The sequence below is a fragment of the Thalassobacillus sp. C254 genome, assembly GCF_001310615.1.
The window spans coordinates 1-23,182 of sequence record NZ_BAXQ01000034.1; the positions used below are offsets into that span (position 1 = coordinate 1).

A 23,182-nucleotide genomic window follows, 5' to 3' on the forward strand; every position below is an offset into this window, starting at 1 on the left:
AGATGACGAAGACACTGACAATGATGAAAATCAAGCGGATACCAATGCTGAAGATCAGGAAAATAGTGAAGAAGGTTCAGAATCGGATGATGAAGACAACTAACTATATTGTAGAAAAGAGACTAGGACAAACATGTCTCACCTAAGGGAATAAGGCTCCATTATCGTCTTTTGATAATTGGAGCTTTATTTATGGATTCAAAACTGTTTGATTACCCGACTGGAGGGTGTACTTTCTCAAGTTCAACGGTATCAGGGAGCACCCCTATGTCGTTTTTCACTTTTTCCTTGCCTCTCATTGACTTCCTGGGGACATGCAAATTATCCTTCAGAAATTTGGAGACCGGCTCAGCTCCACGTCTATCTCACGCTTCCCGTATATCTCGCCTGTGGTTAGCCAAATCCTTGCCCGCGAGACACCGTGAATGCGAATGAAATGAAGCTGAACGGATGTCACACTTGTACCTATAGGTGCAAGCGATTGTATTTTTAACAATCAACCAACAGAAGTAAGGGCCCTCACCGACGGTGAAGGCCCTTCTATTTAGCTGAGTTTTGTCCCCAGCCTCTTTCCTTTTAATCTTCCATTGTAGATAAATCACCTGTTGGTAAATCAAGTTCCCAAGCTTTCAATACGCGGCGCATGATCTTACCACTGCGTGTTTTAGGAAGCTTATCTCGGAATTCAATCTCCCTAGGCGCAGCATGAGCAGCTAACCCTTTTTTCACAAAGGTACGGATTTCTTCTTTTAAATCTTCTGTAACTTCATAGCCGTCTCTTAATGCTACAAATGCTTTAATAATTTCTCCCCGGACAGGATCAGGCTTGCCAATAACACCTGCTTCAGCAACTGCTGGATGTTCCACAAGTTTACTTTCTACTTCAAACGGACCAACTCGCTCTCCAGCTGTCATTATGACGTCGTCAATACGACCCTGGAACCAAAAGTATCCGTCTTCATCCATGTAAGCAGAATCCCCGGAGACATACCATCCATCAATCTCAAAGTAACTATTATACTTCTCTTCATTATTCCAGATCGTTCTCATCATGGATGGCCATCCTTTTTCAATTGCAAGGTTCCCCATCCGGTTTGGCGGCAACTCATTCCCCTGGTCATCAATGATTGCAGCTTCACACCTGGAATAGGCTTGCCCATGGATCCAGGCTTAATTGTCATGCTAGGATAGTTGCAAATCATTTGAGCCCCAGTTTCAGTCATCCACCATGTATCATGAATCCGAAGGTTAAAGACTTTTTCACCCCAGCGAACTACTTCCGGATTTAATGGCTCCCCTACACTTAAGATGTGACGAAGAGAAGATAAGTCATACTCTTTCATCAGTTCATCACCTGCACTCATAAGCATACGGAATGCTGTAGGAGCACTATACCAGACTGTCACCTTGTATTTTTCTAACGTGGAATACCAATCCTGCGGGCTAAAGCGGCCTCCTCTTACGACGTTAGTAGCACCTACGAGCCAAGGTCCAAAAATACCGTAGGATGTTCCTGTTACCCAGCCAGGATCCGCTGTGCACCAGTACACGTCGTCTTCTTTAAGATCAAGAACCCATTTAGCTGTCTGGTAATGTTGAAGCATTGCATTGTGTACATGAAGTACACCTTTTGGTTTACCGGTAGATCCGGAAGTATAGTGAAGGATTAGTCCATCCTCACGATCAACCCATTCAACTTCAAATTCACCGCTTGCCTTGTCAAGACGAGCACTATAATCTAAGTAAGGACCTTCTTCTTTTACATTATCCCCTTGGATAAATACTGTATTTAAATTTGGAAGATCATCAACTGGAACACGTTCAAGCAAATCTGGAGTAGTAACCAGCGCTTTGGCGTCACTGTCTTCTAGTCTGTCCCGGACAGCACCTTCCATAAATGCTTCGAACAATGGGCCGACAATTGCCCCTAGCTTTATAGCACCTAGGACCGCAAAGTAAAGTTCCGGAGAACGAGGCATAAAGATGAACAAGCGATCACCTTTTGTGATACCTGCTTCCTTAAAAATGTTTGCAGCCTTATTTGTCATTTCTTTCATTTCGGAGAAAGTATACTTTTCATCTCTATTAGCATCGCTATAGTATAAAGCGACCTGATCTTTTTTATCAGGAGAGTCAGCATAGCGATCGATGGCTTCATGGGCCAAGTTAACCTTTCCTGTATCGCTCCAGGAGAAATTTTTCTCTGCTTCTGACCAATCAAAGTTCTTAGCCGCTTCTTCGTAACTTTCAAGATTGAATTTTCCATCCTTTGGTGGAAGCGTTTGCACGTTCATATACCATCTTCCTCTCTTTTGAAGTTCTCTCTTCATAAGTAGTATAATATATTATGAATTTTTCTTCAATTTTAAATTCAAAGATAAGTGGAATTTTGTCAAAATTGTGTATCTTGTAACCGAATTTCGGTAAAATGTAACCATAGAAAATCTAGTCATGTATAATTGTGATAGTTCACATCTTACCAATCATAAAAGGTGGTACTTCCATGATCCATAAGAAAAGATACTATTCAAATGAGGTGAATTTCCAAGATCGAACCATTTTACTTGAAGGACCGATTTCTGGAAAAAAACTTAATGAATACGAATTTCACGAAGGGTTAATAGCCTTTCGAAAGCCTGAAGAACAAAAGAAAGCACTGATTGGAATTGCTGACCTTCCTGAAGGCCGGATTAATGTAGCCGTAGATGGAAACACAGTCATAGGATACGTGACGTTTGTTTATCCAGATCCTATGGAACGCTGGTCGAATGCGAAAATGGATAATTTATTAGAATTAGGCGCCATAGAAGTGGCTGATGGCTACAGAGGAGCGAAGCTGGGCACCGGTCTGCTTGAACTATCCAGCTTGATGATGCAATGGAAGATTATATTGTTATTACAACTGAATATTATTGGCACTGGGACTTAAAAGGCAGTGGGCTCTCAGTTTGGGAATACCGAAAAGTAATGGAAAAAATGATGAATGCCGGGGGACTTGAATGGATGGCTACCGATGACCCGGAAATCAGCTCCCATCCTGCAAACTGCCTGATGGTCAGAATCGGGAGCAGAGTTAAAACCGAAGACATTCAAGAGTTTGATGCTGTACGGTTTACAAACAGGTTTATGTATTAATTATTCAACCTATTATGGATCTGAAAGCGCTTTAAAGAGGTGATGACTATGTTGGTAGAAGAAATTATGAAGAAAGATGCTGTTACTCTTGGTAAAGATGCAACAATTGAAGAGGCTATGCTTCTTCTTGAGAAGCATAGAATACGCCACATTCCAATTTTAGAAGAAGATAATACGATTGCAGGGATTGTTTCGGATCGAGATGTTCGGGATGCCAGTCCTTCTATATTCCATACGAATGAACACTTAGAAGACTATCAGAAGCCAGTCTCAACTATTATGAAATACCCGGTTATTACTGCTCATCCTCTTGATTTTGTGGAAGAAGTAGCATCGGTTTTGTACGAACACCAGATCAATTGCCTCCCGATTGCAGAAGACGATAAATTTTTAGGGCTTATTACTGGTACTGACATTCTGCATACTTTGGTTGAATTAACAGGGGCTCACCAGCCAAGCTCTCAAATAGAGGTTAAGGTTCCAAATATATCTGGCCAACTTGCAGAGATTGCTAATATTTTAAGAGAAAACAACGTAAATGTCACCAGTGTCCTTGTATACCCACACAAGGATGTAAGCTATAAGATTATTACTGTACGCGTACAGACAATGGATCCAAGGGGGGTTATCAAGGCTATTAAGTCCAAAGGATTTGAAATATACTGGCCTATCCAACCGGAGCCTGGCTTATGATGCACGAAGCTTTGTTTGTATACTCAGAAGATCAGCTCACTTATAAATTCAGCGAAGACCATCCCTTTAATCATGTTCGTTTAAATTTAACATTTGATTTATTAAAAGAGCTTGGTGCCATTCAGAAAAGCGAAATTGTCCCCCCTAGAATGGCCACAGATGAAGAAATTGGTCTTATCCATGATAAAGGCTACATGGATGCTGTCAAAGCAGCAGGGAAAGGTGAGCTTAGTCTCGGGATAGCTAATAATTACGGAATTGGAACAGACGACACCCCTATATTTAAAAATATGCATGAAGCAGCAGCTTTACTTGTGGGAGGCACATTAACTGCCGTTGACTTAGTTATGGAAGGTAAGTCTTTACATGCGTTAAATCTCGGCGGAGGCCTCCACCACGGATTCAGGGGAAAAGCATCGGGATTTTGTATTTATAATGACAGCTCTATAGCAATTGAATATATGCGTAAAAAATATGGGGCAAGAGTTCTTTATGTAGATACAGATGCTCATCACGGAGATGGAGTGCAGTGGGCGTTTTATGAGGAATCAGATGTATGTACTCTTTCCATCCATGAAACAGGAAGATACCTTTTTCCTGGTACGGGAAGTGTGAACGAAAAAGGGCAAGGACAAGGGTTTGGATTTTCCATTAATGTTCCCGTGGATGCGTTTACAGAAGATGAATCCTTTCTTGAAGTATATGAAACCTCTTTTCGAGAAGTCATTGAATTCTTTAAGCCTGATGTCATTCTCACCCAAAACGGAGCAGATGCTCATTACCTTGACCCTTTGACACACTTGTCATCAACTATTCGTATTTTCAAGGAAATACCAAGGATCGCTCATAAGCTGGCCCATGAATACTGTGAAGGACGATGGATTGCTGTTGGAGGCGGTGGCTACGATATTTGGCGTGTTGTTCCCAGAGCCTGGTCTATGATTTGGCTTGAAATGATTAATTCCCTTCATACAGCTGAAGGATCTCTTCCTGAAAGCTGGATTCAAAAATGGAAGGAAAAGTCTCCTGTCCCTCTCCCGGTCAAGTGGGAAGACCCTATGAATATGTACGCACCTATCCCGCGAAAAAGTGAAATCACAGAAAAAAACCATAAAAACCTGGAGAAGGCTCTTTATCATATTCGAAATGAAAAAAAGTAGGAATACAGGACGTAGCCTGAAAACATTCAGGGGCTACGTCTCTTGCCTTTCAGACAGCATCCCTTTAATAATGCTGACTGCACGAGCTGACGCTCTCTTTGTAAATTCAGCAAAATTCATCGTAGCTTCTCCGTCTGCTTTATCACTCATGGATCTGATAATTAAGAAAGGCACCTCATTTACAACAGCCGCGTGAGCTACTGCAGCTCCCTCCATTTCTACGCATTTCCCGTCAAAAGTCAAAAATAGATCCTCAACTTCCTTCTTGTCCGCAATAAACTGGTCCCCGCTCAGTATTTTGCCGGTGTACACCTCCACGTCTGACAAATGTTTTCCAGCAGCTAATGCTTGATTAATCAGCATTTCATCAGCTTTAAATACCGATTCCCTTGAAAACATGGGAACTTCTCCCCGGCTGAATCCTAAGGCGGTAGCATCCAGGTCATGCTGCTGGCAGGATGATGAGATTACTATATCCTCTATATTTAATTTTGGATCTAAAGCACCAGCTACTCCAGTAAAAACAATTACGTTTACTTGGAAATGGTCGATGAGTAATTGAGCGGTTAGCGCCCCATTCACCTTTCCGACACCTGATTTGCATAATACGATATCTCTTCCGTTAAGGTTCCTTTGTAAAACATTACATGAGCAATTTGTCGGGTTACCTCTATATTCATTTCTTTTTTAAGCTCGGCTACTTCTTCATCCATAGCTCCGATAATGCCCCAGTTCATTTTTTCACTCTCCTGCTCTTTATTACGTGATGTTACATATTATAAACAAAAATTATTTGAATAAAAGGCACTGTTAAAGGCCAAGAATGATGATTATAAGTCATTTGATTGTAATCAAGCGCGAGGCAACTTCGAAAACATTATATGCCTAAAATCAGACAGGGTTGTTTTCCCGAGGAAGCTAAGGGCATACCCGAGTGCCTTTGATGTAAGGGAGCGTCTGTTAAAGAAATTCTACAACAACATGTAACAAAGCCTAACAAAAAAATCCTGGAGTTGTCCCAGGACTTTTACTCTTCATATGAGGGATCTGAGATAATGATAACCACCCGCCTGTTTTCCTGTAAATTCTCAGGCGTATCGTTTGGTGCTACCGGCCTTGTGTCTCCATACCCGATCGCTAAAAAACGTTCATCATCCAATTCATTCTCTTGAAGAATATGACGAATAACGCTGCTTGCTCTCGCCCCGGATAATTCCCAATTTGAAGGGTAACGATAGGTTGAAATCGGACGGTTGTCCGTATGTCCTTCCACAGTCACTTCGTTAGGAAGAGAGGTTAGTAACGTACCTACTTTTTTTAGGAAAGGTGCAGCATCTTCAATGATGTCAGCTTCTCCTGTTTCAAACAACAATCTTTCCTGTAAAGTAAGAACCACTCCTCTTTCCTCTTGCCTTGCGGTAATCACTTCATCTAAGTCATTGTCTCCTAAGTATTGTTCAACCTCTTCTAACAAAGACTCCAAATTATACCCTTCAGATTCTTCGTCTTCAACGCCTTCGATTTTTCCTTCACTTTCAGTTGCTGAGGACTCGTCAAGCTGGTCATTTAAATCAATGATAGATGACTGATGATCGAGTATATCATTTTGCTGGAAGGATTCCGCCAGGCTTCTGAATTTTTGTGCATCTACTACCGACATAGAGAACAGCATCACGAAGAAAACAAGAACTAGCAAAATCATATCCGAGAAAGTAGTCATCCACCTGGGAGACCCTTTTTCCTCTTCTTCTTGTCTCCTACGCCTCATTTACAAGTTCCTCCCCTTCATTCACAGTTTCTTCCTTTTTCTTATCATAGTGAACGAAGCACTTAGCTTTTCCTCAAGTATTTTGGGATTTTGGCCTGATTGAATGCCAATGATTCCTTCAATAACGATCTGTTTGGCAAAAATTTCATCCTCTGATTTCTGGGCGAGCTTGCTTGCCATAGGCAAAAAAACCAGATTAGCAAGGATTGTTCCATATAAAGTAGTAATGAGTGCAAGAGCCATATTTGGCCCCAGGCTTGCTGGGTCTTCCAGCTGCTGAAGCATAAGCACCAAACCGACCAGCGTACCGATCATACCCCAGGCAGGGGCATACTCCCCTGCTTTAAGAAATATAAGCCTACCCTTTCTATGGCGCTCTTCCATAGCAATAATTTCGGCGGTCATAATATCTTTTATTACTTCGGGCTCAAGTCCATCAACAGACAGCATAACTCCCTTTCGGATAAAAGGGTCCTCCACGTCTTCAGAGCTTGCTTCCAAAGCAAGGAGACCCTCTCTTCTTGCAACTGTTGACAGGTGTGTAAATGTATTTATTAATTCTCTAAGATTTTGAGGATCATGACGGAATACCTCTCTCATCACTCTTGGCAGCGCCTTGATATCCTGTATCGAAAAATTAATGAGTAAAGCCGCGAACAATCCACCAATCACAATCAGGAAAGCAGCTAACTGTATGAAAAAAACTACAGATCCGATTCCCGCATTTGTAAATATGGCAAATAAAATTGTTGTAATCCCCAAAAGTATCCCTATCGGGGTTAAAAGATCAAGTTTTTTCATAAACTTCTCCCTGTCTGGAACACAATGATTAAAGGGTAAAATTACAACAAGTGTTCCATGAATGCTTATTTTGTAGACTGTCGATATTCGATACGATGGGGAAGAACCACAATCTGGTCGTCTACTTCTTCTTTATTCATGAATTTAGTCAGGAGTCTCATAGAAACAGCACCGATATCATACATAGGCTGCACTACAGTTGTTAACGTTGGCCTAACCATTGTTGCTAAACGAGTGTTATCAAAGCCCACTACTTCTACATCTTCAGGAACTTTTATCCCCTCATCCTGAAAACCGTGGATAACGCCTAATGCCATTTCATCCGTTGCTGCAAATACAGCGGTAGGAGGGTTTTCCTGCTTGTTTAATGATTTTGCTGCATCCATTCCTGCGTGATAAGAATAATCTCCGATAGCTACTAATGTTTCATCAAATTCAATTTCTGCGTTTTCATGAGCTTTTCTGTATCCGCTGAATTTCTGGTAACCGTTGACTGGATCTTCTAAAGATCCTGACACCATGCCGACTCTTTGATGACCCTTTTCAATTAAAGCAGTTACCGCATCAAAAGCCGCTTGCTGATAATCAATATTTACAGAAGGGATTTCTCCTTTTTCATCAAGAGTTGCAGCTAAAACAACTGGAACAGGAGACAGTTTGAATTGTTCCGCATGCTCATCAGTAATTTCTCCACCCATAAATAAGATACCATCCACTTGTTTTTCCAGAAGAGTATTAATGAGATGAATTTCTTTATCTTTATTTTGGTCGGAGTTACAAAGAATAATATTATACTTATACATCGTGGCGATATCTTCTATCCCTCTAGCCAGTTCTGCAAAAAAGATACTGGAGATGTCTGGGATAATCACGCCAACTGTTGTTGTTTTTTTACTGGCAAGCCCACGTGCCACCGCGTTGGGCCGGTAGCCAAGCCGCTCAATGGCATCTAACACTTTCTTTCTCGTTGCAGGTTTAACATTGGGATTGCCATTTACGACTCTAGATACCGTGGCCATGGATACTCCTGCTTCGTGTGCTACATCATAAATGGTTGTATTCACTAGAAATCCTCCTCTTTTTTCCTTAAAAGCACTTACTCACGTAGTGTTATCATATTATAACTTAAGGAGGTTCCGCAATTCCTTCCCCCGTTATATCGGTAAGTTTTATTATTTTTACAGAGTTTTTTTCAAAAAATCACTTTCTGCTGTTTTCATCTGTCTCTCTTTTGAGACATTCGTTATATTATCATTTTCTCTGAGGTCTTGAGGTGTTTGCCTCAAACGAAGGTAACGGAGTGTGATGAAGTGAGCTGAAAACGTCAGGCTCCCTCCTTAACGCAGAGGAATGCTTGTCCCTTTCCCTTGCTGTCACCTGTTCCTTATCAAAAAAGGGCGTCCCCAAAAGCCAGACTTTTGGGACGCCCTTCATACCTTTATCCTTTATATAATCCTTGTTCACGAAGGTCTTTGACAAACTTATCAAAGGTTGGAATATCCATTTGCTGAGCGGAGTCGGAAAGAGCAACCGCAGGGTCAGGATGAACCTCAGCCATAACTGCATCTGCCCCAATGGCCAGAGCTGCTTTTGCTGTTGGCAGCAACAAATCGCGGCGTCCGGTGGAGTGAGTTACATCGACCACAACAGGCAAGTGAGTTTCCTGTTTAAGAATTGGTACTGCAGAAATATCTAACGTATTTCTTGTTGCTTTTTCGTATGTGCGGATTCCTCTTTCACAAAGGATAATTTGTTCATTTCCATTGGCAATGATATATTCTGCTGCTTTAATGAATTCATCAATTGTTGCAGAAAGACCTCTTTTTAAGAGAACCGGTTTATTTACATTACCCACTTCTTTTAAAAGCTCGAAGCTGTGCATGTTTCTTGCGCCAATTTGGATAACATCTACGTACTTTACAGCCATTTCTACGTGTGCTGGGCTGACTACCTCACTAATAACAACCATATCAAGCTCGTCTGCTACCTGACGCAGGATCTGGTATCCTTCTTCTCCAAGCCCCTGGAAATCGTAAGGAGAAGTACGAGGTTTAAACGCGCCCCCACGCAGCAATGTTAACCCTTGCTCTTTCATTGCTTTTGCTACAGCATATACTTGATCATAGCTCTCAACCGAACAAGGTCCCATGATTAAACGCTGCTGCCCGTTTCCTAATGTTTCACCTTTTAGGTCAATAATTGTATTTTCAGGATGCTTTTTCCTGGAAACAAGCAGAGCTTTTTGGTTGTCATCCTCTTGAAGCTCAAGGCTTGCTTTAAATATTTGTTTAAATAGATGTTGAAGAGTTGAAGTCTCAAAAGGTCCTTCATTATTTTCAGCAATAAGATCCAACATCTTTCTTTCCCGAACCGGGTCAAAACGTTTCTGTCCAGATCTGCTTTTCACTTCCCCTATTTCTTGTGCCAGTTTTGCTCTTTCATTAATTAAATCAAGTAATTTTAAGTTAACGTCATCTAGTTGTTCCCTTAAATTGTCCAATCGTTCGTTACTCATTCTCTACTCCACTCCCTTTTTTCTGCGGTATGCCTTTTTGGTGTTAGGGATTATTATAAACGATGAAGCGGACCATGTCATCCTTTTTTTCTTTATTAATTAAACGCTTTTAAGCGATAAAGCATTTTATCCCATTACGTAGCTCCTCAAACGACAAAAAACACTATACAATGATCAGCCAGAGTGAACCGTTTATTCTTATCTTAGGTGCATCAAAAAAAGCATTCCATCACTGAACAGGTACTCACTCAGTAAGGAATGCTTTTTTATGACTCTTATGCCTCTTCCCATTTTTGATCTAACATTTGAGATGTCACTCTCCAATGAGAATCATGCCATACTACATTGTTTCTTCGAATAATCAAGGCCTGTGGAGATTCATGCTTCACATCAAAGGTTTCAGCTATATAGTCAGATAAAGGGCGTGCATCTTGAACATTGAGATAAAAAAAACGGCTTTCAGGATGGTCCGTTGTGAACGCTTCTAATTCCTTAAATGCTGCCTCACTTATAGAACACGTAACGCTATTCTTAAAGATAAGCACCTTCTCCTCATTCGATAAGGCGTTATCAAATTCTTCGACCTCATTCAGCTTGACTAAGCTCATGCTTGTCTCTCCCTGTCTGTTAGTAACGGTTAGGTTCTTCTTTGTTTTCTTCCGTACCCTTTAAGCTTTGCTCAGCTTCTTCTTCAATGGATTGTTGAATATCTTTTACTTCGCTTTGGACAGTTTGATCAATTTCTTCTCCGGATTCTTTCATGTCGTTTGCAAGATCTTGGGCAAGTTCTTCAGCTGTTTTTTGTGTATCTTCAGCTTCTTTTTTCAATGTTCCGGCAGCCTCTTTTACTCTTCCGTAAATCTGGTTAGACTGGTCGGTAACTGTTTGGGCAATATTGTTTGATTTTTCTTTGGCATAGCTTGCCCACTCATTTCCTTTTTGGTAAGCGTTATTTGCATAGTTACTTGTTCTTTCTTTAGCAGACTGTGCTCCATCTGTTAGATCTGTACGCAATTCCTTGCCTGCCTTTGGAGCTGTCAACAAAGCCGCGGAAGCTCCTACAATTCCACCGATTAATGTTCCAATAAGAAAATCCTTAGTATTAATTTCTGCCATGATAAGTTACCCCCTTGGTTTTGTTTCTTTCAGCTGTTTTTCTAAGTCTTTCTGCCTTTTTTTATCCTTCCATTTTGCATATAAATCGATTGCTGCATTTCCCCATTGTACAACCTTGGCTACTTCCTCAGAACGCTGCTGGGATTGTTGTGAAACGGTATTGGAAACATCCTTGAAGGAACGGTTCATGGTCTGCAAGGAATCTCCAACATCCTTCAAAGAAACAAATAAACTATTTAATGAGTCAGATTTATACTGCACATCATCAGCTATTTTATTTGTTTTTTCCATCAGATGTTCTGTTTCAGTTGTAATCCCCTTGATCTGTTTTTCAAAATTGTCTAGTGTATTAGCTACACGATCAATGGTACTATTCGCTGCTTTAAGTGTTTTAATAACATACACAACAAGCGCTGCAAAGGCAAGTGCAACAATAAGAGCACTTATGTAAACTAGTTCCATGACTGATAGCACCTCCTACTCAAACATTTACCACAATTATTACTTTTCAAAACCCAAGTTGTCTAGAAATACAGCTTCTCAAAAGGAAGGTTAAAAATCAATTCTACAATAACATTCTAAATCCTGTTAAAAGTCACAATTATTTTTTACAGTATTAAAAGGTATCGACTTTCTTGTTATTTGGTAAAATAATCTTGTCTGCTTAGTAACGAAAGATCCATTTCAGGGGGATAAAATTATGCACGACCCACGTATTCAGCAATTAGCTAAAAATCTTATCCAACATTCCGTTCGCCTGCAAAAGGGAGAAAGGCTGCTCATTGAAAATTTCGGTCTTCAGCCTCCCCTCGTCAAAGCTCTTGTAAAAGAAGCATACTCGGTTGGCGGGCAGCCTTTTGTCACGCTTAAGGACTATACAATAGACCGTGCTCTGCTCATGGAAGGAACAGAGGCGCAGTATGAATTGATGGCCGATTTTGAAGCAGCAGTGATGGAAAAGATGGATGCCTATATTGGTCTTAGAGCTGGAGATAATATTGCCGAATTGTCAGATATCCCGGCCGATAAGATGTCTCTGCAAGGAAGAACGATTCAAACCAAAGTACATAGACATATTCGAGTGCCCCAAACTAAATGGTGTGTTCTTCGCTACCCTACTTCATCTATGGCGCAGCTTGCGAACATGAGCACAGAAGGATTTGAAAATTTCTACTTTGATGTCTGTAACCTTGACTATCAGAAGATGGATCAGGCAATGGATGCACTTGTCTCGTTAATGAATAAAACAGACACTGTAAGAATTACCGGCCCAGGAACCAACCTATCATTTTCTATTAAGGATATTCCTGCTATTAAATGTGCTGGAGAGTTTAATATTCCTGATGGAGAAGTCTTTACAGCACCAGTCAAACAATCTGTGAACGGTGTCATCACCTATAATACTCCTTCTCCTTATCAAGGTAAAACATTTGAAAATATCAGCTTTACGTTTAAGGAAGGAAAGATCACAGAAGCCAGTGCTAATGATACTGCACGCCTGAATGAAATCCTTAACACAGATGATGGGGCCCGTTATATCGGGGAGTTTGCTATAGGAGTTAACCCCTATATCCAGCATCCGATGAAAGATATATTATTTGACGAAAAGATTGATGGAAGCTTTCATTTTACACCTGGCCAATGTTACGACGAAGCTCCAAATGGCAACGACTCGGCTATTCACTGGGATATTGTTGCCATTCAACGAAGCGATTATGGAGGAGGGGAAATCTATTTCGACGACAAACTCATTCGCAAAGACGGACGGTTTGTCCTTCCGGAGCTGGAGCAGCTAAACCCAGAAAACTTAAAAAGATAGCTTTTTTCCGGTAATAAGGGAAATGATAAGCTTTTGTAAAAGAAATGGAGTTCATCTGTAAGCATTTCCTCGCTGCGTTTCACCTTGCTCTTTGAAAGAGCGAATAAAGCTGATGGCATCCTGCTTCTATTGACGGCCATCTAATCGTTCATAAAACAAACAAAAAAGAAGGCCGGCTATTATTTTTGAGCCTGCCTTCTTTGACGTTATAAAACTTCTTCATAAGCCTTTTGAAACTTTTGGATGTCTCCAGCTCCCATAAACAAGACCACTCCATCTTCATGCTGTTTCAGCTGATCAATTGTTTCTTCAGTAATTAGCTTGGAGTTAGGAATCTTTTCCTGCAAATCTTCAATGGTGAGCTTCCCATTTTGTTCCCGAGCAGAACTGAAAATATCACACAAATACACAGAATCTGCAACCTTTAAGCTTTCAGCAAACTCATCCAAAAACCTGCTGGTCCTGGTATAAGTATGAGGCTGGAACACTGCAACTACTTCTCTCTCTGGATACTTTTGCTGGCCTGCTTCCAGTGTAGCTTTAATTTCTGTCGGATGATGGGCATAATCATCTATTAAGATTTGATGTCCTACTTCCTTCTCTGTAAAACGCCGTTTTACTCCTGGAAAGGTTGCAAGCCTTTCTTTGAGTACTTGGGCCGGGACTTCTTCATAGTGACACAAGGCAATAACAGCCAAGCGTTTAAGACATTATGATTGCCAAATCCAGGGATCGTAAAGGTGCCAAATCTGTCTCCGCGGATAAGAACATCAAAAGTGGTCCCTTCTTCACCTGTTCGGATGTTCTCTGCATTAAAATCGTGCTTTCCTTCAATACCATAAAACACAATAGGTACATTTGCATTTAAAGCCTGCAGGTGATCATCATCTCCACAGGCGATAATCGCTTTGTTCACTTGGCGTGCCATTTCCTGGAAAGCGCTTACCACGTCATCCACATCTTCAAAATAATCAGGGTGATCAAAATCTATATTGGTCATGATAGCGTAATCCGGCTCATAATTAAGAAAGTGCTTCTATATTCACATGCTTCAAATACAAAAAAGTTACTGTTCTCTTCACCTTTGCCTGTTCCATCACCAATAAGATAGGATGTTGGCTTATACTCTTCTAATACATGAGCAAGCAAACCTGTTGTAGACGTTTTCCCGTGAGATCCGGTCACAGCTACAGAAGTGAAATTCTTGATGAATTGACCTAAAAAAGTAGGATAAAGATGTACCGGAATGTTTAACTCCTCTGCTTTCTGTACCTCTTCATGATCACTTCCATAAGCAGGAGAGGCAATTAACGTCTGGCCTTCCTTGATGTTGTCACTGCTGAATTCATAAATTGGTATCCCTTTGTTTTCTAATGGAACCTGCGTAAAAAAGCGTTTAGGCACATCTGATCCCTGTACGTTTTCTTTCATATCGTAAAGGATTTGAGCTAAAGCGCTCATCCCGGAGCCTTTAATCCCTATAAAGTGATAATTAGTCATAATACTGGACCTCCATCTTCAATCCTGCTCTTTAAAAGTACAGGAAAGTACACTGCTGTTGAGTAAATATCTCCTGTATGTAAGTGAACCTTTACTATTATAGCAAAAACTGAGCTCTTAACAAATGAGGGATATCCCTGTCTTTAGTCATGGTTAATGCAAAACTGCTCTTCCTTTACCCTTATATTTCTAATTATATTCATTTAATTACGCTACGTGATTTTTTGCATAAAAAGACCTCAGGGCTCTCTGCCCGAGAGGTCTTTCAAAGAATGAAAAGCCGGGTCAAAATGGATAATCACAACTTTCTGCTTTGAATTGGATTACTCTTTCATGTAAGCGAGGTAAGAAACTCCACCTTCTTTCAAGAAACGAAGCCATTGGAGACTCTCATGTAACCCGTGCTGCTCTTTCATCTGTTGAATCACAAAAGCTTGTTTGTCTTTTTTAATAGGAACAGGAGGAGCAATTAATGTGTCCCGGAAACCACAGCGAATATACCTGAGAAGACTGTACTCTCCCTCCTGTAAATCGCCTAACGGAAGCCAGTAGTCCAAGGAATAGACTGTTAATTTGACCCCTGTTACTGGGTCTATCCCCTTTACAAATCCTCTTTCTCTTTCTTGAACAGTCGTTTGAAAAGCTGGATCGCCGAAGTCATGATAAGGCCGGATAGCTCCAACATCTTTTTGGTCATATATCCTTGGTTTTTTCGGACGAATAAATCGAACATTCTGGAACCTATGACTGTAACATAATCAAATGCGAACCAATGTTCAAATTGAAGAAGCCAGGACGTCTCATTCAATTTATCAGGGTGCATGTCAGTCTTTTCTTTAAAAATGTGTTTGGCACGAACTTTTTCTCGCAGATTCGTATTTTTCTCGAGCCAGGAAAAATAGCTTTCATATAATTCATGTAAGGCCTGATCAGCTTCTGTTTGTTTTTGGTCCCGGTACGCTTTGAAATTTGAAACATCCTGCTGCATATATTCCGAGACCTCCTTCACACCAATAACATCTTTAATAATCAATGAGTTCCAGTCTAGGGTTTTCTCTCAGTTCTCTTCCTGCTTTAGCCTCATGTTTTCCATTTAGTATTACATTATCACCAGTGAAGCCTATATTTATCTTCAGCAGGCTGCTCCCTACCCCGTAAATATCAATTGGAACTTCTGCCGCTTCATAGGAAGCAATCCTTTCAGCTGTAAAGCCGCCGCTCGCCATAATCTTCACATGATCATAACCCTCATTGTCCAAAGCACGGCGGAGGGCAAAAATTAATTCCTGGTTAACTCCTCTAGGATCAAAGGAGCCCATTACTTCGGGATTTCGGCAAAAATACTGGTCTACCATATTATTAGAAGTATCGACTCTTACTCCTTTTAACTCCGAGCCAAATTCCCTGGCCACTTTTAAGGAATCGGTAACCACATCATTGTTATAATCAACCAGCGCAATTAAATCGTCGTCAGGATACGTTTCTTTATATGCTCTTGCAGCTTCAACAAGGTCTCCGTTAAATAGTTGAATTAATGCATGTGGCATTGTACCCATGCCTTTCTTCCCCCACCATTCATTCATCGCATGGGTTGCTTGTGCTTTTGATCCGCCAATATAAGCTGCGTATCCGTCACCTGATTGCTGGGTAAAATGATCATCTCTGTCTCCCATGAAAATAATAGGTTTCTGAATACCGGATTTACGCCCTGATTTCACGACATTATAAACATTTGTAGCAACAGAGGTCCGGCGGGCAAAAATTCCATCAATAATACCTTCTAAAAAGCCAAAATTCTGATAAGCACCTGTAATCGTCAGGACTGTCTCATAAGGCTTAATCTTGTCTCCATCTTCAAGTGAGCGAATTTCAAGATCTTCCGGGTCTTTGGCAAAAGTCTTTATTAAAGCTATTACCTCATCGGTACCGCACAATACAGCATGCTGCTTTTGAAAGAACTGCATTGTAACCTGACTGTCAGGCTTATATTTTTCCGCTATTTCACGTGTTTTAAGAAAATAAACAGCAGAAAACCAGCCTTCTCCTACTCTTTCATCAAATTTAAACGTTTTTATTCGTTAAACGCTTGATTTTTCCCTCTAGCTTCAATCCAATTTCCTTCATAAGTTCCTACTCCTTAGCCTTGTCTGCATATTTCATTGGTAAAAGCCCGTGAACAACATAATGTCACGGGCTTTAAAGAAAATCTTGTAAGCTAATTTTGTACCGTGCGCTCACCTTGCTGCATAATGACAGCTTCTACAATTTCAAGTAAGTCCTTCTTTTCTAAATTCCCTAATCCATCTTGTAACACTATTGGTACATCTCGCTCTTCAACACTCAGAAGGGATATCCATTCTGGGGAGAAGAATTCTAAAAGGTCGTTCAACTGAATCTGCTCCATGACATTGCCCCCTTTAGGAAGTATCGTCAAATGGTGTTCATTTCTATCTACACAAAAGAGCAGTTCGTGAACATTACTGATTAGATGCTGCAACAGTTAGTAGGATTATTTTGTGTTAATATCTATCATATAGAACCTTTGAGAAGAAGACAAGTTCTCTTCCTTTTTATGCTTCCTCCTGAAGAACCTTCTCTTCGATATCCTCCATAGAAAGCAGCACTCTCCTTGGTTTTGTCCCCATTGCTTCCGATATAATTCCTTTTGCTTCCATCATATCAATTAACCTTGCCGCCCGGTTAAATCCAATGGAAAACTGCCTTTGCAGAAGTGAGGAAGAGGCACTGCCCTGCTCTGTTACAAACTCACAGGCATCTATAAATAAATCGTCCTCTACTTCCTGGCGTTGATGTTTTTTGACAAGCTCTTCTCTTTTAAGGAAATACGCTGGTTTTTGCTGGCGGCGTACATGCTCTGTTACCAGGTCAATTTCTTCATCTGATACAAAGGTTCCCTGGACGCGTAACGGCTTGGAGGCTCCATTTGCGTGGAAAAGCATATCCCCCTTTCCTATTAATCTTTCAGCCCCGCTCATATCCAGAATCGTCCTTGAATCGACCTGGGATGAAACTGAGAAAGCAACCCTGGTTGGAATATTGGCCTTAATTAAGCCTGTAATGACATCCACAGAAGGTCTTTGAGTAGCTAAAAGCAGGTGCATGCCACACGCCCTTGCCTTTTGGGCAATTCGGCAAACTGCATCCTCTACATCCTGAGGCGAGACCATCATTAAGTCTGCAAGCTCATCGATGATAATGACCATATAAGGCATTTTATCTTCAGGGCGTCCTTTTTTCGTAACTTTTTCGTTATATTTCTTTATATCTCTAACACCTTCGTGAGCCAGTTTCTCATAACGAGTGTCCATTTCCTGAACAGCCCATTTCAATCCTGCTGTTGCTTCTTTCGCGTCATTAATGACAGGAGTGACTAAATGAGGGATTTCCCTATATGAAGCAAGTTCAACCATTTTTGGATCAATAAGCATAAGCTTTACTTCTTCCGGTGAAGCTTGAACAGAAGGCTTAATAATATGGAATTTATGCACACACTCTTTCCAGAACCAGTTGCTCCAGCTATTAACCCGTGGGGCATCTTCTGTAAATCAGCTACGATCGGAGCCCCGGAAATATCCAGCCCCAAGGCAACGGCTAAAGGAGACTCATTTCTTATAAAAGATTCATGCCTTAATATTTCACGGAGAAACACCGGGGTGCTTTCCGGGTTAGGCACTTCTATACCGATTGCATTCTTCCCTGGTATTGGAGCCTCCATTCTGAGATCCTTTGCAGCCATTGCCATTTTTATGTCGTCTGTCAGGTTTGTTACTTTGTTAACCTTTACTCCTGGAGCTGGCTGTACTTCAAACCTCGTTACAGAAGGTCCTTGTGTTACATCTACCACTCTTGCATCAACATTAAAGTTATGAAGCGTTCTTTCCAGAAGTTCTCGCTGCTCAGCTAAAGCATTTTCACCCGACGTCTCTTTTCTGGGCGGGATATTTAACAATTGTATACTTGGCTTTGTATAGTTATTACTGCCTCCCCCGGAGTGAAGGTTCTTTTTTTTCTCTGATTTCATACGGTCTTTTGGATACATAAGGACGTTGAAAGGAACGGATGATTGCCCAGTCTCATTCTTCCTTTTCGACGGGTTCGTTTTTTCTCCCTTTTGTAAAGAACGAACTTCTGTTGCTTCTTTCCTGGCGGCTTGAGGAGCCGTTTCTTTCCCTGAATTACTCAGTCCGTTTTCCATAGCTTCATTGGAGTTATCTTTGGAAGTATCTTTCTTGGCAATCACCGGTTCGCTTTTGTGAAGAGAGGGTGTTTCCACTTCAGGTAAGCTGGAAGCTTGATCAAAAGCGGTGTGTTTTTTTCCTTTTTCCTCTTCTTGTTTGGAAACCTCTCCTTCTACCTTAGAGATGGAATTTTCTTCATCAAAATAAGAGCTTTCCACGCTCTCTTGCAGGATCTCCTCCTCGTGAACTTCTTGACCTGTTTGGTCTTCGGTCGCTTGCCAAGCAGAATCGTTGAACCCCTCTGCCTTTTTTGCACGTATTTGACTTACATTCTCCTTCTCTGATTCTTGGAAACTCTCTTTGTGAAAGCTTTCTTCTGGATCCTCCTCAAAATCCCTTTCAGAGGGGCGGACAATTCTTCCTTCCTCAAGGTTCCCTACATAAAAGCTTTCTACCTTTCTAGGCTCTGGCTTCTTTCTTTGAGCTCTGTTGAGCAATTCGGAGATGGCTGCGACCTCTTCTATTGAAGTAGCTGAAGAATTATATACCCTTCCTGTCTCCTCTTTTTTATTCTCAGAAAAAGACCCTTCTTCTTTTTCACTTAAAATGGAAGGGGAGGGTATACTTCTTTCAGAGGTTTGATAGGAGATTTTCCCCGATCTCTTTTTTAAGTAATCTTGATGGAGCGGAACCTTTTCATAGCCAAAAACCGGTGAAGGTATGCTTTGCGGCTCAAAGTTTGTTCCAGAAAACAGCGATTTATGCTGGGCACTGTCATTTTCTTCTTTTCTTTGTCCCTGTTTCCGTTTTTTTCGTTTCACCAATTTCATCATTCTTCATTTTGATATTTCTTTTCTGAAAAACCTCTTTTTCTGCAGGGCTGCGAAATGTATTGGTAGAGTTGGCATCCGCTCCCTTACTATTTGAAACTTTCCTGTCCTTCATAGGGGAAGGACCGTTATTCGTCTTTTGAGCAACCGGCTTTCGATTCCGGGGCGGATGGGTATCATCAACGTTCAATGGAAAACGAAAATTCCCTTTTTCAGGATACTGGTGAAGCATTTTTGCTCCTACTTCACCTTCAGAATGAACCCTTCCATAGGATCGTTCGGGCTTTTGTTCCTGCTTTGAAGAGGGAAATGTACTATCCTCTTCTCCGAAAAAAACTTCTGCATTTTTTTCATCATTTCTTGAAAGCTAAAAGGCACGTCTTTCATCACCCGTTTCTTTTTTCTATAGTTATTGTTAATCATATTCTTTTTTAACTTATTCCTTTTCCCTCACCCGCAGTGACAGAGGTACTCTTATTTTAACGAAGGACAAAAAAACCACTAGCCCCTGCCAATGGTTTTTTTGAAAACTCATACATAAGTCGTACCTTCATTTAACCGTGATACTGCTCTAGAAAATCCTCTCCAACCTTAAAGCGATCATCCAGCACCAAAATCCCCTTCTCGCGTGGTGCATCCGGAAGGACCAATTCTTTGGCAGAACAGATCATTCCTGTTGATTCCACACCTCTTAACTTTGCAGCTTTAATGTTCATTCCCGTTGGCATACAGGCTCCAACCATTGCAACAGGGACCTTTTGGCCTTCTTCAATGTTCGGTGCTCCGCACACAATCTGAAGCGTTTCTTCTCCAACGTCTACCTGGCAGACACTTAACTTATCAGCGTCAGGGTGTTTACTTTTTTCCTTCACATAACCTACTACAAAGTTAGATTCCTTTGGAGCTTCTATTGTTTCCTCAAAATCGTTGTGTTCCAGTGCTTTATTTATCGCTTCAAGCAATTCATCGGTTAGAGGAAGCATTCCCGTGCCATTAATGGATTTGATGTTAGAAATGTTAAATATATTAAAGCCCACTGTTTGACCGTTTCTTTTGTCAAATAAACGTGCTACATCTCCCTTACGCTCAACTAAACGTTCTTCTTTAGGGATTTCTTTTAGTGAAACAAGGAGCACGTCTCCTATTCCTGTGCCATTGTAAAAAATATTCATCTTCAAAAACTCCTTTTTATGCCGTATATTCAGTTATTAAGCCAAGGTATATTGTAACACATACTTACAGCTTATTTCCTACTCCTTAGGCTTCTTGCGGGCAAGGATGAAGATTGGCTCCAACCGACCTTTCTCATAAAGAAAAGGAAGTGCTGTAATAGGTACACGGCCTTCTCCAAAAAACTTAAAGGCCATCTGTCCAAGAACGTCATATCCTTGTTCATTTAGAATGTCAGCCACAATCAGAACGTCCTGGTGAGGGACTGCTACAGCCAAATCCCCTTCTGCGTCTCTCTCTAGTTTTTCTAAAAGCGCCTCATTCAGGATCTTGCTTGCATCATATCCATCATTAGAATTAATAAAATAAAAACGGTTTCCCGCCACCTGGTCTTCTTTAATATTGTAGGATAAGGCACGCAGGTTAAATTGTGCTGTTTCTTTGATTTCCTCAAAGCTCATTCCTTCCCGCTCCAATGTTACCTTGTCAAGCATCGTATAAGCTTCCCCCATGTCAAGAGCATAGTAAATTCTTGTTTCTGCTGTATGCTCTTCATATAAAAGCGGCTGCCCGTCTTTAGTTTCGGTAGGAAAGGAAGTGGAACGAATCACTGGATATATATAGGATTCTTTCCCTTTTAACGTAATGCTTTTGTTCATTGCTTCAAAGGAAGTGGTAATGTAATAGACAATTTCGTCTATTGCTTTTTCCTGCTTGTTTTCGTATTTTGCTAAGAGTTTGTTTAAGTCAAGGTCTACCCCTTTTTTAAGGGGGAGATATTCTACCCGGAGCACACTTTGCTCCTTATCAAAGCTGATCGACTTATCTTTTCCTCCTAGCCTTTTCTCTAAAACCTCTTTTAAATCATTTATATCTTTAATACTCAATCATCTCACCTCAATTGTCCGTATCCGTCTATCGGTTTATTTTAACATGTGTAAATTCCATTCCCAACTATTGTGACCCCAGCCTGTATCCAGTATGCCAGATGCCGGCTCACAAGAAGATTTGGCCATTGAGAAAGACTCTCCCAAAATCGGCTGCCGGAAAGCGGGGAGAGTCTTTTTGTTAAAGCTTTTCTATTGTACCTTTTATAAATTCAATAATTTGCTCTTCTGTTTTTCTTTTTTTATCTACAAAACGATGAACTTCTTTCCCACGATTAAAAGCAATAAAACTAGGGATACCATACACATCTTATTCCTGGCAGATTTCTATTAATTCATCACGAACGGCATGGTAAAAAGTAAAATCCCGATATTTCTCTTCAATACCTGGTAAGACAGGCTCAATCACTCTGCAGTCTGGACACCAATCAGCAGAAAACATAACAATTACTTTTTCTCCTTGTATCGCTTTTTCAAAATCACCTGCTGTAAGTAAAGCTTCCACCGTTATTGGCCCTCCTTCTTATCCTTGTTCGATTTTCATATCTCCTAGTTTAATCCAATTTTTCTTTCGCATCCACTCGGAAACAAGGAAACAAATAACGGCAGGCCCTGCAACATGCAGAAGAAGAACCGCTAACAGAACATCAACTGAAAACCCCATGACAGAAAAGGTCATGATCTGCCCAACAAGTCCGCTTGTCCCCATTCCAGCTCCAGCGGCATTATTCTCCATAAAAAAGACCATCGTTGAAAGCGGTGCAAGAACAGCTCCTGCTACAGTAGGAGGAATGAGGATGAGAGGGTTTTTTAACGCGTTGGGTGCCTGAAGCATAGAGGTGCCGATCCCTAGTGCAGCTAGCCCTGACATTCCATTTTCTCTGTAACTGCTTACAGCAAACCCAACCATTTGTGCTGCACATCCTACTGTAGCAGCCCCCGCTGCCAGACCTTCAAGCTCCAGCATAATGGCTATAGCAGCACTTGAAATAGGAGCTGTTAAGGCAAGTCCCATTAAACTGGCTACAAGAATACCCATTACAAAGGCTGTTGTTCTGTTGCCCACATGATTAACTGGCCGAACTGAACTAATCCTGAATTAATCACCGGTCCGAGCCAATTCGCAACCGTAAACCCAGTTAAAATGGTCACAAAGGGTGTAACAATGATATCCACTCTCGTTTCTTTGGAGACAAGCTTTCCTATTTCTGTTGACAATAGTGCAGCGAAAAAAGCTCCAGCAGGCCCGCCCAGTTCTGCTCCCGCGGCACCGCTCACAATAGCCGCAAATAAAACCAGACGAGGAGCATTTAATCCATAGGCCACGGCTGCACCGATAGCCGGTCCCATTAATCCCATGGCCAGTGTGCCCATATCCTCAAAAAAAGGACCAATAGGATAGTTTCCTAACTGCTCCCCTAACGTTCTCATAATTAAACCTATGATTAAGGAGGAAAAAAGCCCCAAAGCCATGAAACTCAGTGCAGTCACCCCATATGTCTTTACAGATAACTTTACACCTTTACGTAAAAAAAGTCCTTCATGCCTTTCCTCTCCCTTTATTGTAAATGTGACAATTTATGTGCCTG

General features: G+C 41.1%; 18 protein-coding genes and 7 pseudogenes. 4 read left to right on the forward strand and 21 right to left on the reverse strand.

Annotated features, from left to right (window positions below; genetic code table 11):
- Positions 1 to 576: 576 nt before the first annotated feature.
- Positions 577 to 2,294 (reverse strand): annotated as a pseudogene (gene acsA, locus JCM19033_RS20000) (acetate--CoA ligase).
- 209 nt (positions 2,295 to 2,503) lie between these two features.
- Between acsA and JCM19033_RS20005 the strand changes: the two are divergent.
- From JCM19033_RS20005 to JCM19033_RS20015, 3 genes and pseudogenes are all read left to right on the forward strand, one after another.
- A pseudogene (locus JCM19033_RS20005) lies at positions 2,504 to 3,135 on the forward strand (GNAT family N-acetyltransferase).
- A 48-nt stretch (positions 3,136 to 3,183) separates the two neighbouring features.
- Positions 3,184 to 3,828, forward strand: a complete 645-nt coding sequence (locus JCM19033_RS20010; RefSeq protein WP_054637648.1) for an acetoin utilization AcuB family protein — start codon at positions 3,184 to 3,186, stop codon at positions 3,826 to 3,828.
- A complete protein-coding gene (locus JCM19033_RS20015) occupies positions 3,825 to 4,988 on the forward strand; it encodes an acetoin utilization protein AcuC (RefSeq protein WP_054637649.1) in 1,164 nt (387 codons plus the stop codon). The genes JCM19033_RS20010 and JCM19033_RS20015 overlap by 4 nt, the downstream gene beginning before the upstream one ends.
- A 33-nt stretch (positions 4,989 to 5,021) precedes the next feature.
- Here the strand turns inward: JCM19033_RS20015 and JCM19033_RS20020 are convergent, their stop codons facing one another.
- The 9 genes from JCM19033_RS20020 to JCM19033_RS20060 form a co-directional block, all read right to left on the reverse strand.
- Positions 5,022 to 5,600, reverse strand: coding sequence for a 5'-methylthioadenosine/adenosylhomocysteine nucleosidase (locus tag JCM19033_RS20020; protein ID WP_306301414.1), 579 nt, complete (start codon positions 5,598 to 5,600; stop codon positions 5,022 to 5,024).
- The gene (locus tag JCM19033_RS27750) at positions 5,567 to 5,725 is read right to left on the reverse strand and encodes a hypothetical protein (RefSeq protein ID WP_306301413.1); all 159 of its coding nucleotides are present in this window, start codon (positions 5,723 to 5,725) and stop codon (positions 5,567 to 5,569) included. Before JCM19033_RS27750 ends, JCM19033_RS20020 begins: the two co-directional genes overlap by 34 nt.
- Before the next feature lie 290 nt (positions 5,726 to 6,015).
- Complete coding sequence (gene motS, locus JCM19033_RS20025) at positions 6,016 to 6,756, reverse strand: flagellar motor protein MotS (RefSeq protein WP_054637650.1); 741 nt, start codon at positions 6,754 to 6,756, stop codon at positions 6,016 to 6,018.
- Positions 6,757 to 6,777: 21 nt separating this feature from the next.
- Complete coding sequence (motP, locus tag JCM19033_RS20030) at positions 6,778 to 7,557, reverse strand: flagellar motor protein MotP (RefSeq protein WP_054637651.1); 780 nt, start codon at positions 7,555 to 7,557, stop codon at positions 6,778 to 6,780.
- A 65-nt stretch (positions 7,558 to 7,622) separates the two neighbouring features.
- Entirely contained in the window at positions 7,623 to 8,621 is a 999-nt protein-coding gene (gene ccpA, locus JCM19033_RS20035; RefSeq protein ID WP_054637652.1) for a catabolite control protein A, read from the reverse strand.
- A gap of 374 nt (positions 8,622 to 8,995) precedes the next feature.
- Entirely contained in the window at positions 8,996 to 10,072 is a 1,077-nt protein-coding gene (locus tag JCM19033_RS20045; protein WP_054637654.1) for a bifunctional 3-deoxy-7-phosphoheptulonate synthase/chorismate mutase, read from the reverse strand.
- 275 nt (positions 10,073 to 10,347) lie between these two features.
- Complete coding sequence (gene ytxJ / locus JCM19033_RS20050; RefSeq protein ID WP_054637655.1) at positions 10,348 to 10,680, reverse strand: bacillithiol system redox-active protein YtxJ; 333 nt, start codon at positions 10,678 to 10,680, stop codon at positions 10,348 to 10,350.
- A 19-nt stretch (positions 10,681 to 10,699) separates the two neighbouring features.
- Complete coding sequence (locus JCM19033_RS20055; protein WP_054637656.1) at positions 10,700 to 11,188, reverse strand: YtxH domain-containing protein; 489 nt, start codon at positions 11,186 to 11,188, stop codon at positions 10,700 to 10,702.
- A gap of 6 nt (positions 11,189 to 11,194) precedes the next feature.
- Positions 11,195 to 11,650 carry a DUF948 domain-containing protein gene (locus JCM19033_RS20060; protein WP_054637657.1) on the reverse strand — a complete coding sequence of 152 codons (456 nt, stop codon included), beginning with the start codon at positions 11,648 to 11,650 and terminating at the stop codon, positions 11,195 to 11,197.
- Between the two features lie 238 nt (positions 11,651 to 11,888).
- On the opposite strand from JCM19033_RS20060, the gene JCM19033_RS20065 reads away from it, so the two are divergent.
- Positions 11,889 to 13,007, forward strand: coding sequence for an aminopeptidase (locus tag JCM19033_RS20065; protein WP_054637658.1), 1,119 nt, complete (start codon positions 11,889 to 11,891; stop codon positions 13,005 to 13,007).
- A gap of 206 nt (positions 13,008 to 13,213) precedes the next feature.
- On the opposite strand, the pseudogene murC reads toward JCM19033_RS20065, so the two are convergent.
- The 11 genes and pseudogenes from murC to JCM19033_RS20130 form a co-directional block, all read right to left on the reverse strand.
- Positions 13,214 to 14,507 (reverse strand): annotated as a pseudogene (gene murC / locus JCM19033_RS20070) (UDP-N-acetylmuramate--L-alanine ligase).
- Positions 14,508 to 14,830: 323 nt separating this feature from the next.
- Complete coding sequence (locus JCM19033_RS20075) at positions 14,831 to 15,064, reverse strand: hypothetical protein (protein WP_054637659.1); 234 nt, start codon at positions 15,062 to 15,064, stop codon at positions 14,831 to 14,833.
- A gap of 44 nt (positions 15,065 to 15,108) precedes the next feature.
- On the reverse strand, positions 15,109 to 15,540 hold the full coding sequence (locus JCM19033_RS20080) for a hypothetical protein (protein ID WP_054637660.1): 432 nt from the start codon (positions 15,538 to 15,540) through the stop codon (positions 15,109 to 15,111).
- Positions 15,530 to 16,631: pseudogene (locus JCM19033_RS20085) on the reverse strand (nicotinate phosphoribosyltransferase). The gene JCM19033_RS20080 and the pseudogene JCM19033_RS20085 overlap by 11 nt, the downstream one beginning before the upstream one ends.
- Positions 16,632 to 16,722: 91 nt before the next feature.
- Positions 16,723 to 16,911 (reverse strand): hypothetical protein, encoded by a 189-nt coding sequence (locus tag JCM19033_RS20090; RefSeq protein WP_054637661.1) that lies wholly within the window; start codon positions 16,909 to 16,911, stop codon positions 16,723 to 16,725.
- Positions 16,912 to 17,077: 166 nt separating this feature from the next.
- A pseudogene (locus JCM19033_RS28540) lies at positions 17,078 to 18,483 on the reverse strand (DNA translocase FtsK); the annotation flags it as partial.
- A 997-nt stretch (positions 18,484 to 19,480) separates the two neighbouring features.
- Positions 19,481 to 19,768, reverse strand: coding sequence for a hypothetical protein (locus JCM19033_RS20105; protein WP_054637664.1), 288 nt, complete (start codon positions 19,766 to 19,768; stop codon positions 19,481 to 19,483).
- A gap of 322 nt (positions 19,769 to 20,090) precedes the next feature.
- Entirely contained in the window at positions 20,091 to 20,708 is a 618-nt protein-coding gene (gene ytpR / locus JCM19033_RS20115) for a YtpR family tRNA-binding protein (RefSeq protein WP_054637666.1), read from the reverse strand.
- A 78-nt stretch (positions 20,709 to 20,786) separates the two neighbouring features.
- Complete coding sequence (locus JCM19033_RS20120; RefSeq protein ID WP_157049997.1) at positions 20,787 to 21,587, reverse strand: DUF1444 family protein; 801 nt, start codon at positions 21,585 to 21,587, stop codon at positions 20,787 to 20,789.
- 187 nt (positions 21,588 to 21,774) lie between these two features.
- Positions 21,775 to 22,098, reverse strand: a pseudogene (locus JCM19033_RS20125) (thioredoxin family protein).
- An 18-nt stretch (positions 22,099 to 22,116) separates the two neighbouring features.
- Positions 22,117 to 23,156: pseudogene (locus JCM19033_RS20130) on the reverse strand (PTS transporter subunit IIC).
- Between the last annotated feature and the right edge of the window lie 26 nt (positions 23,157 to 23,182).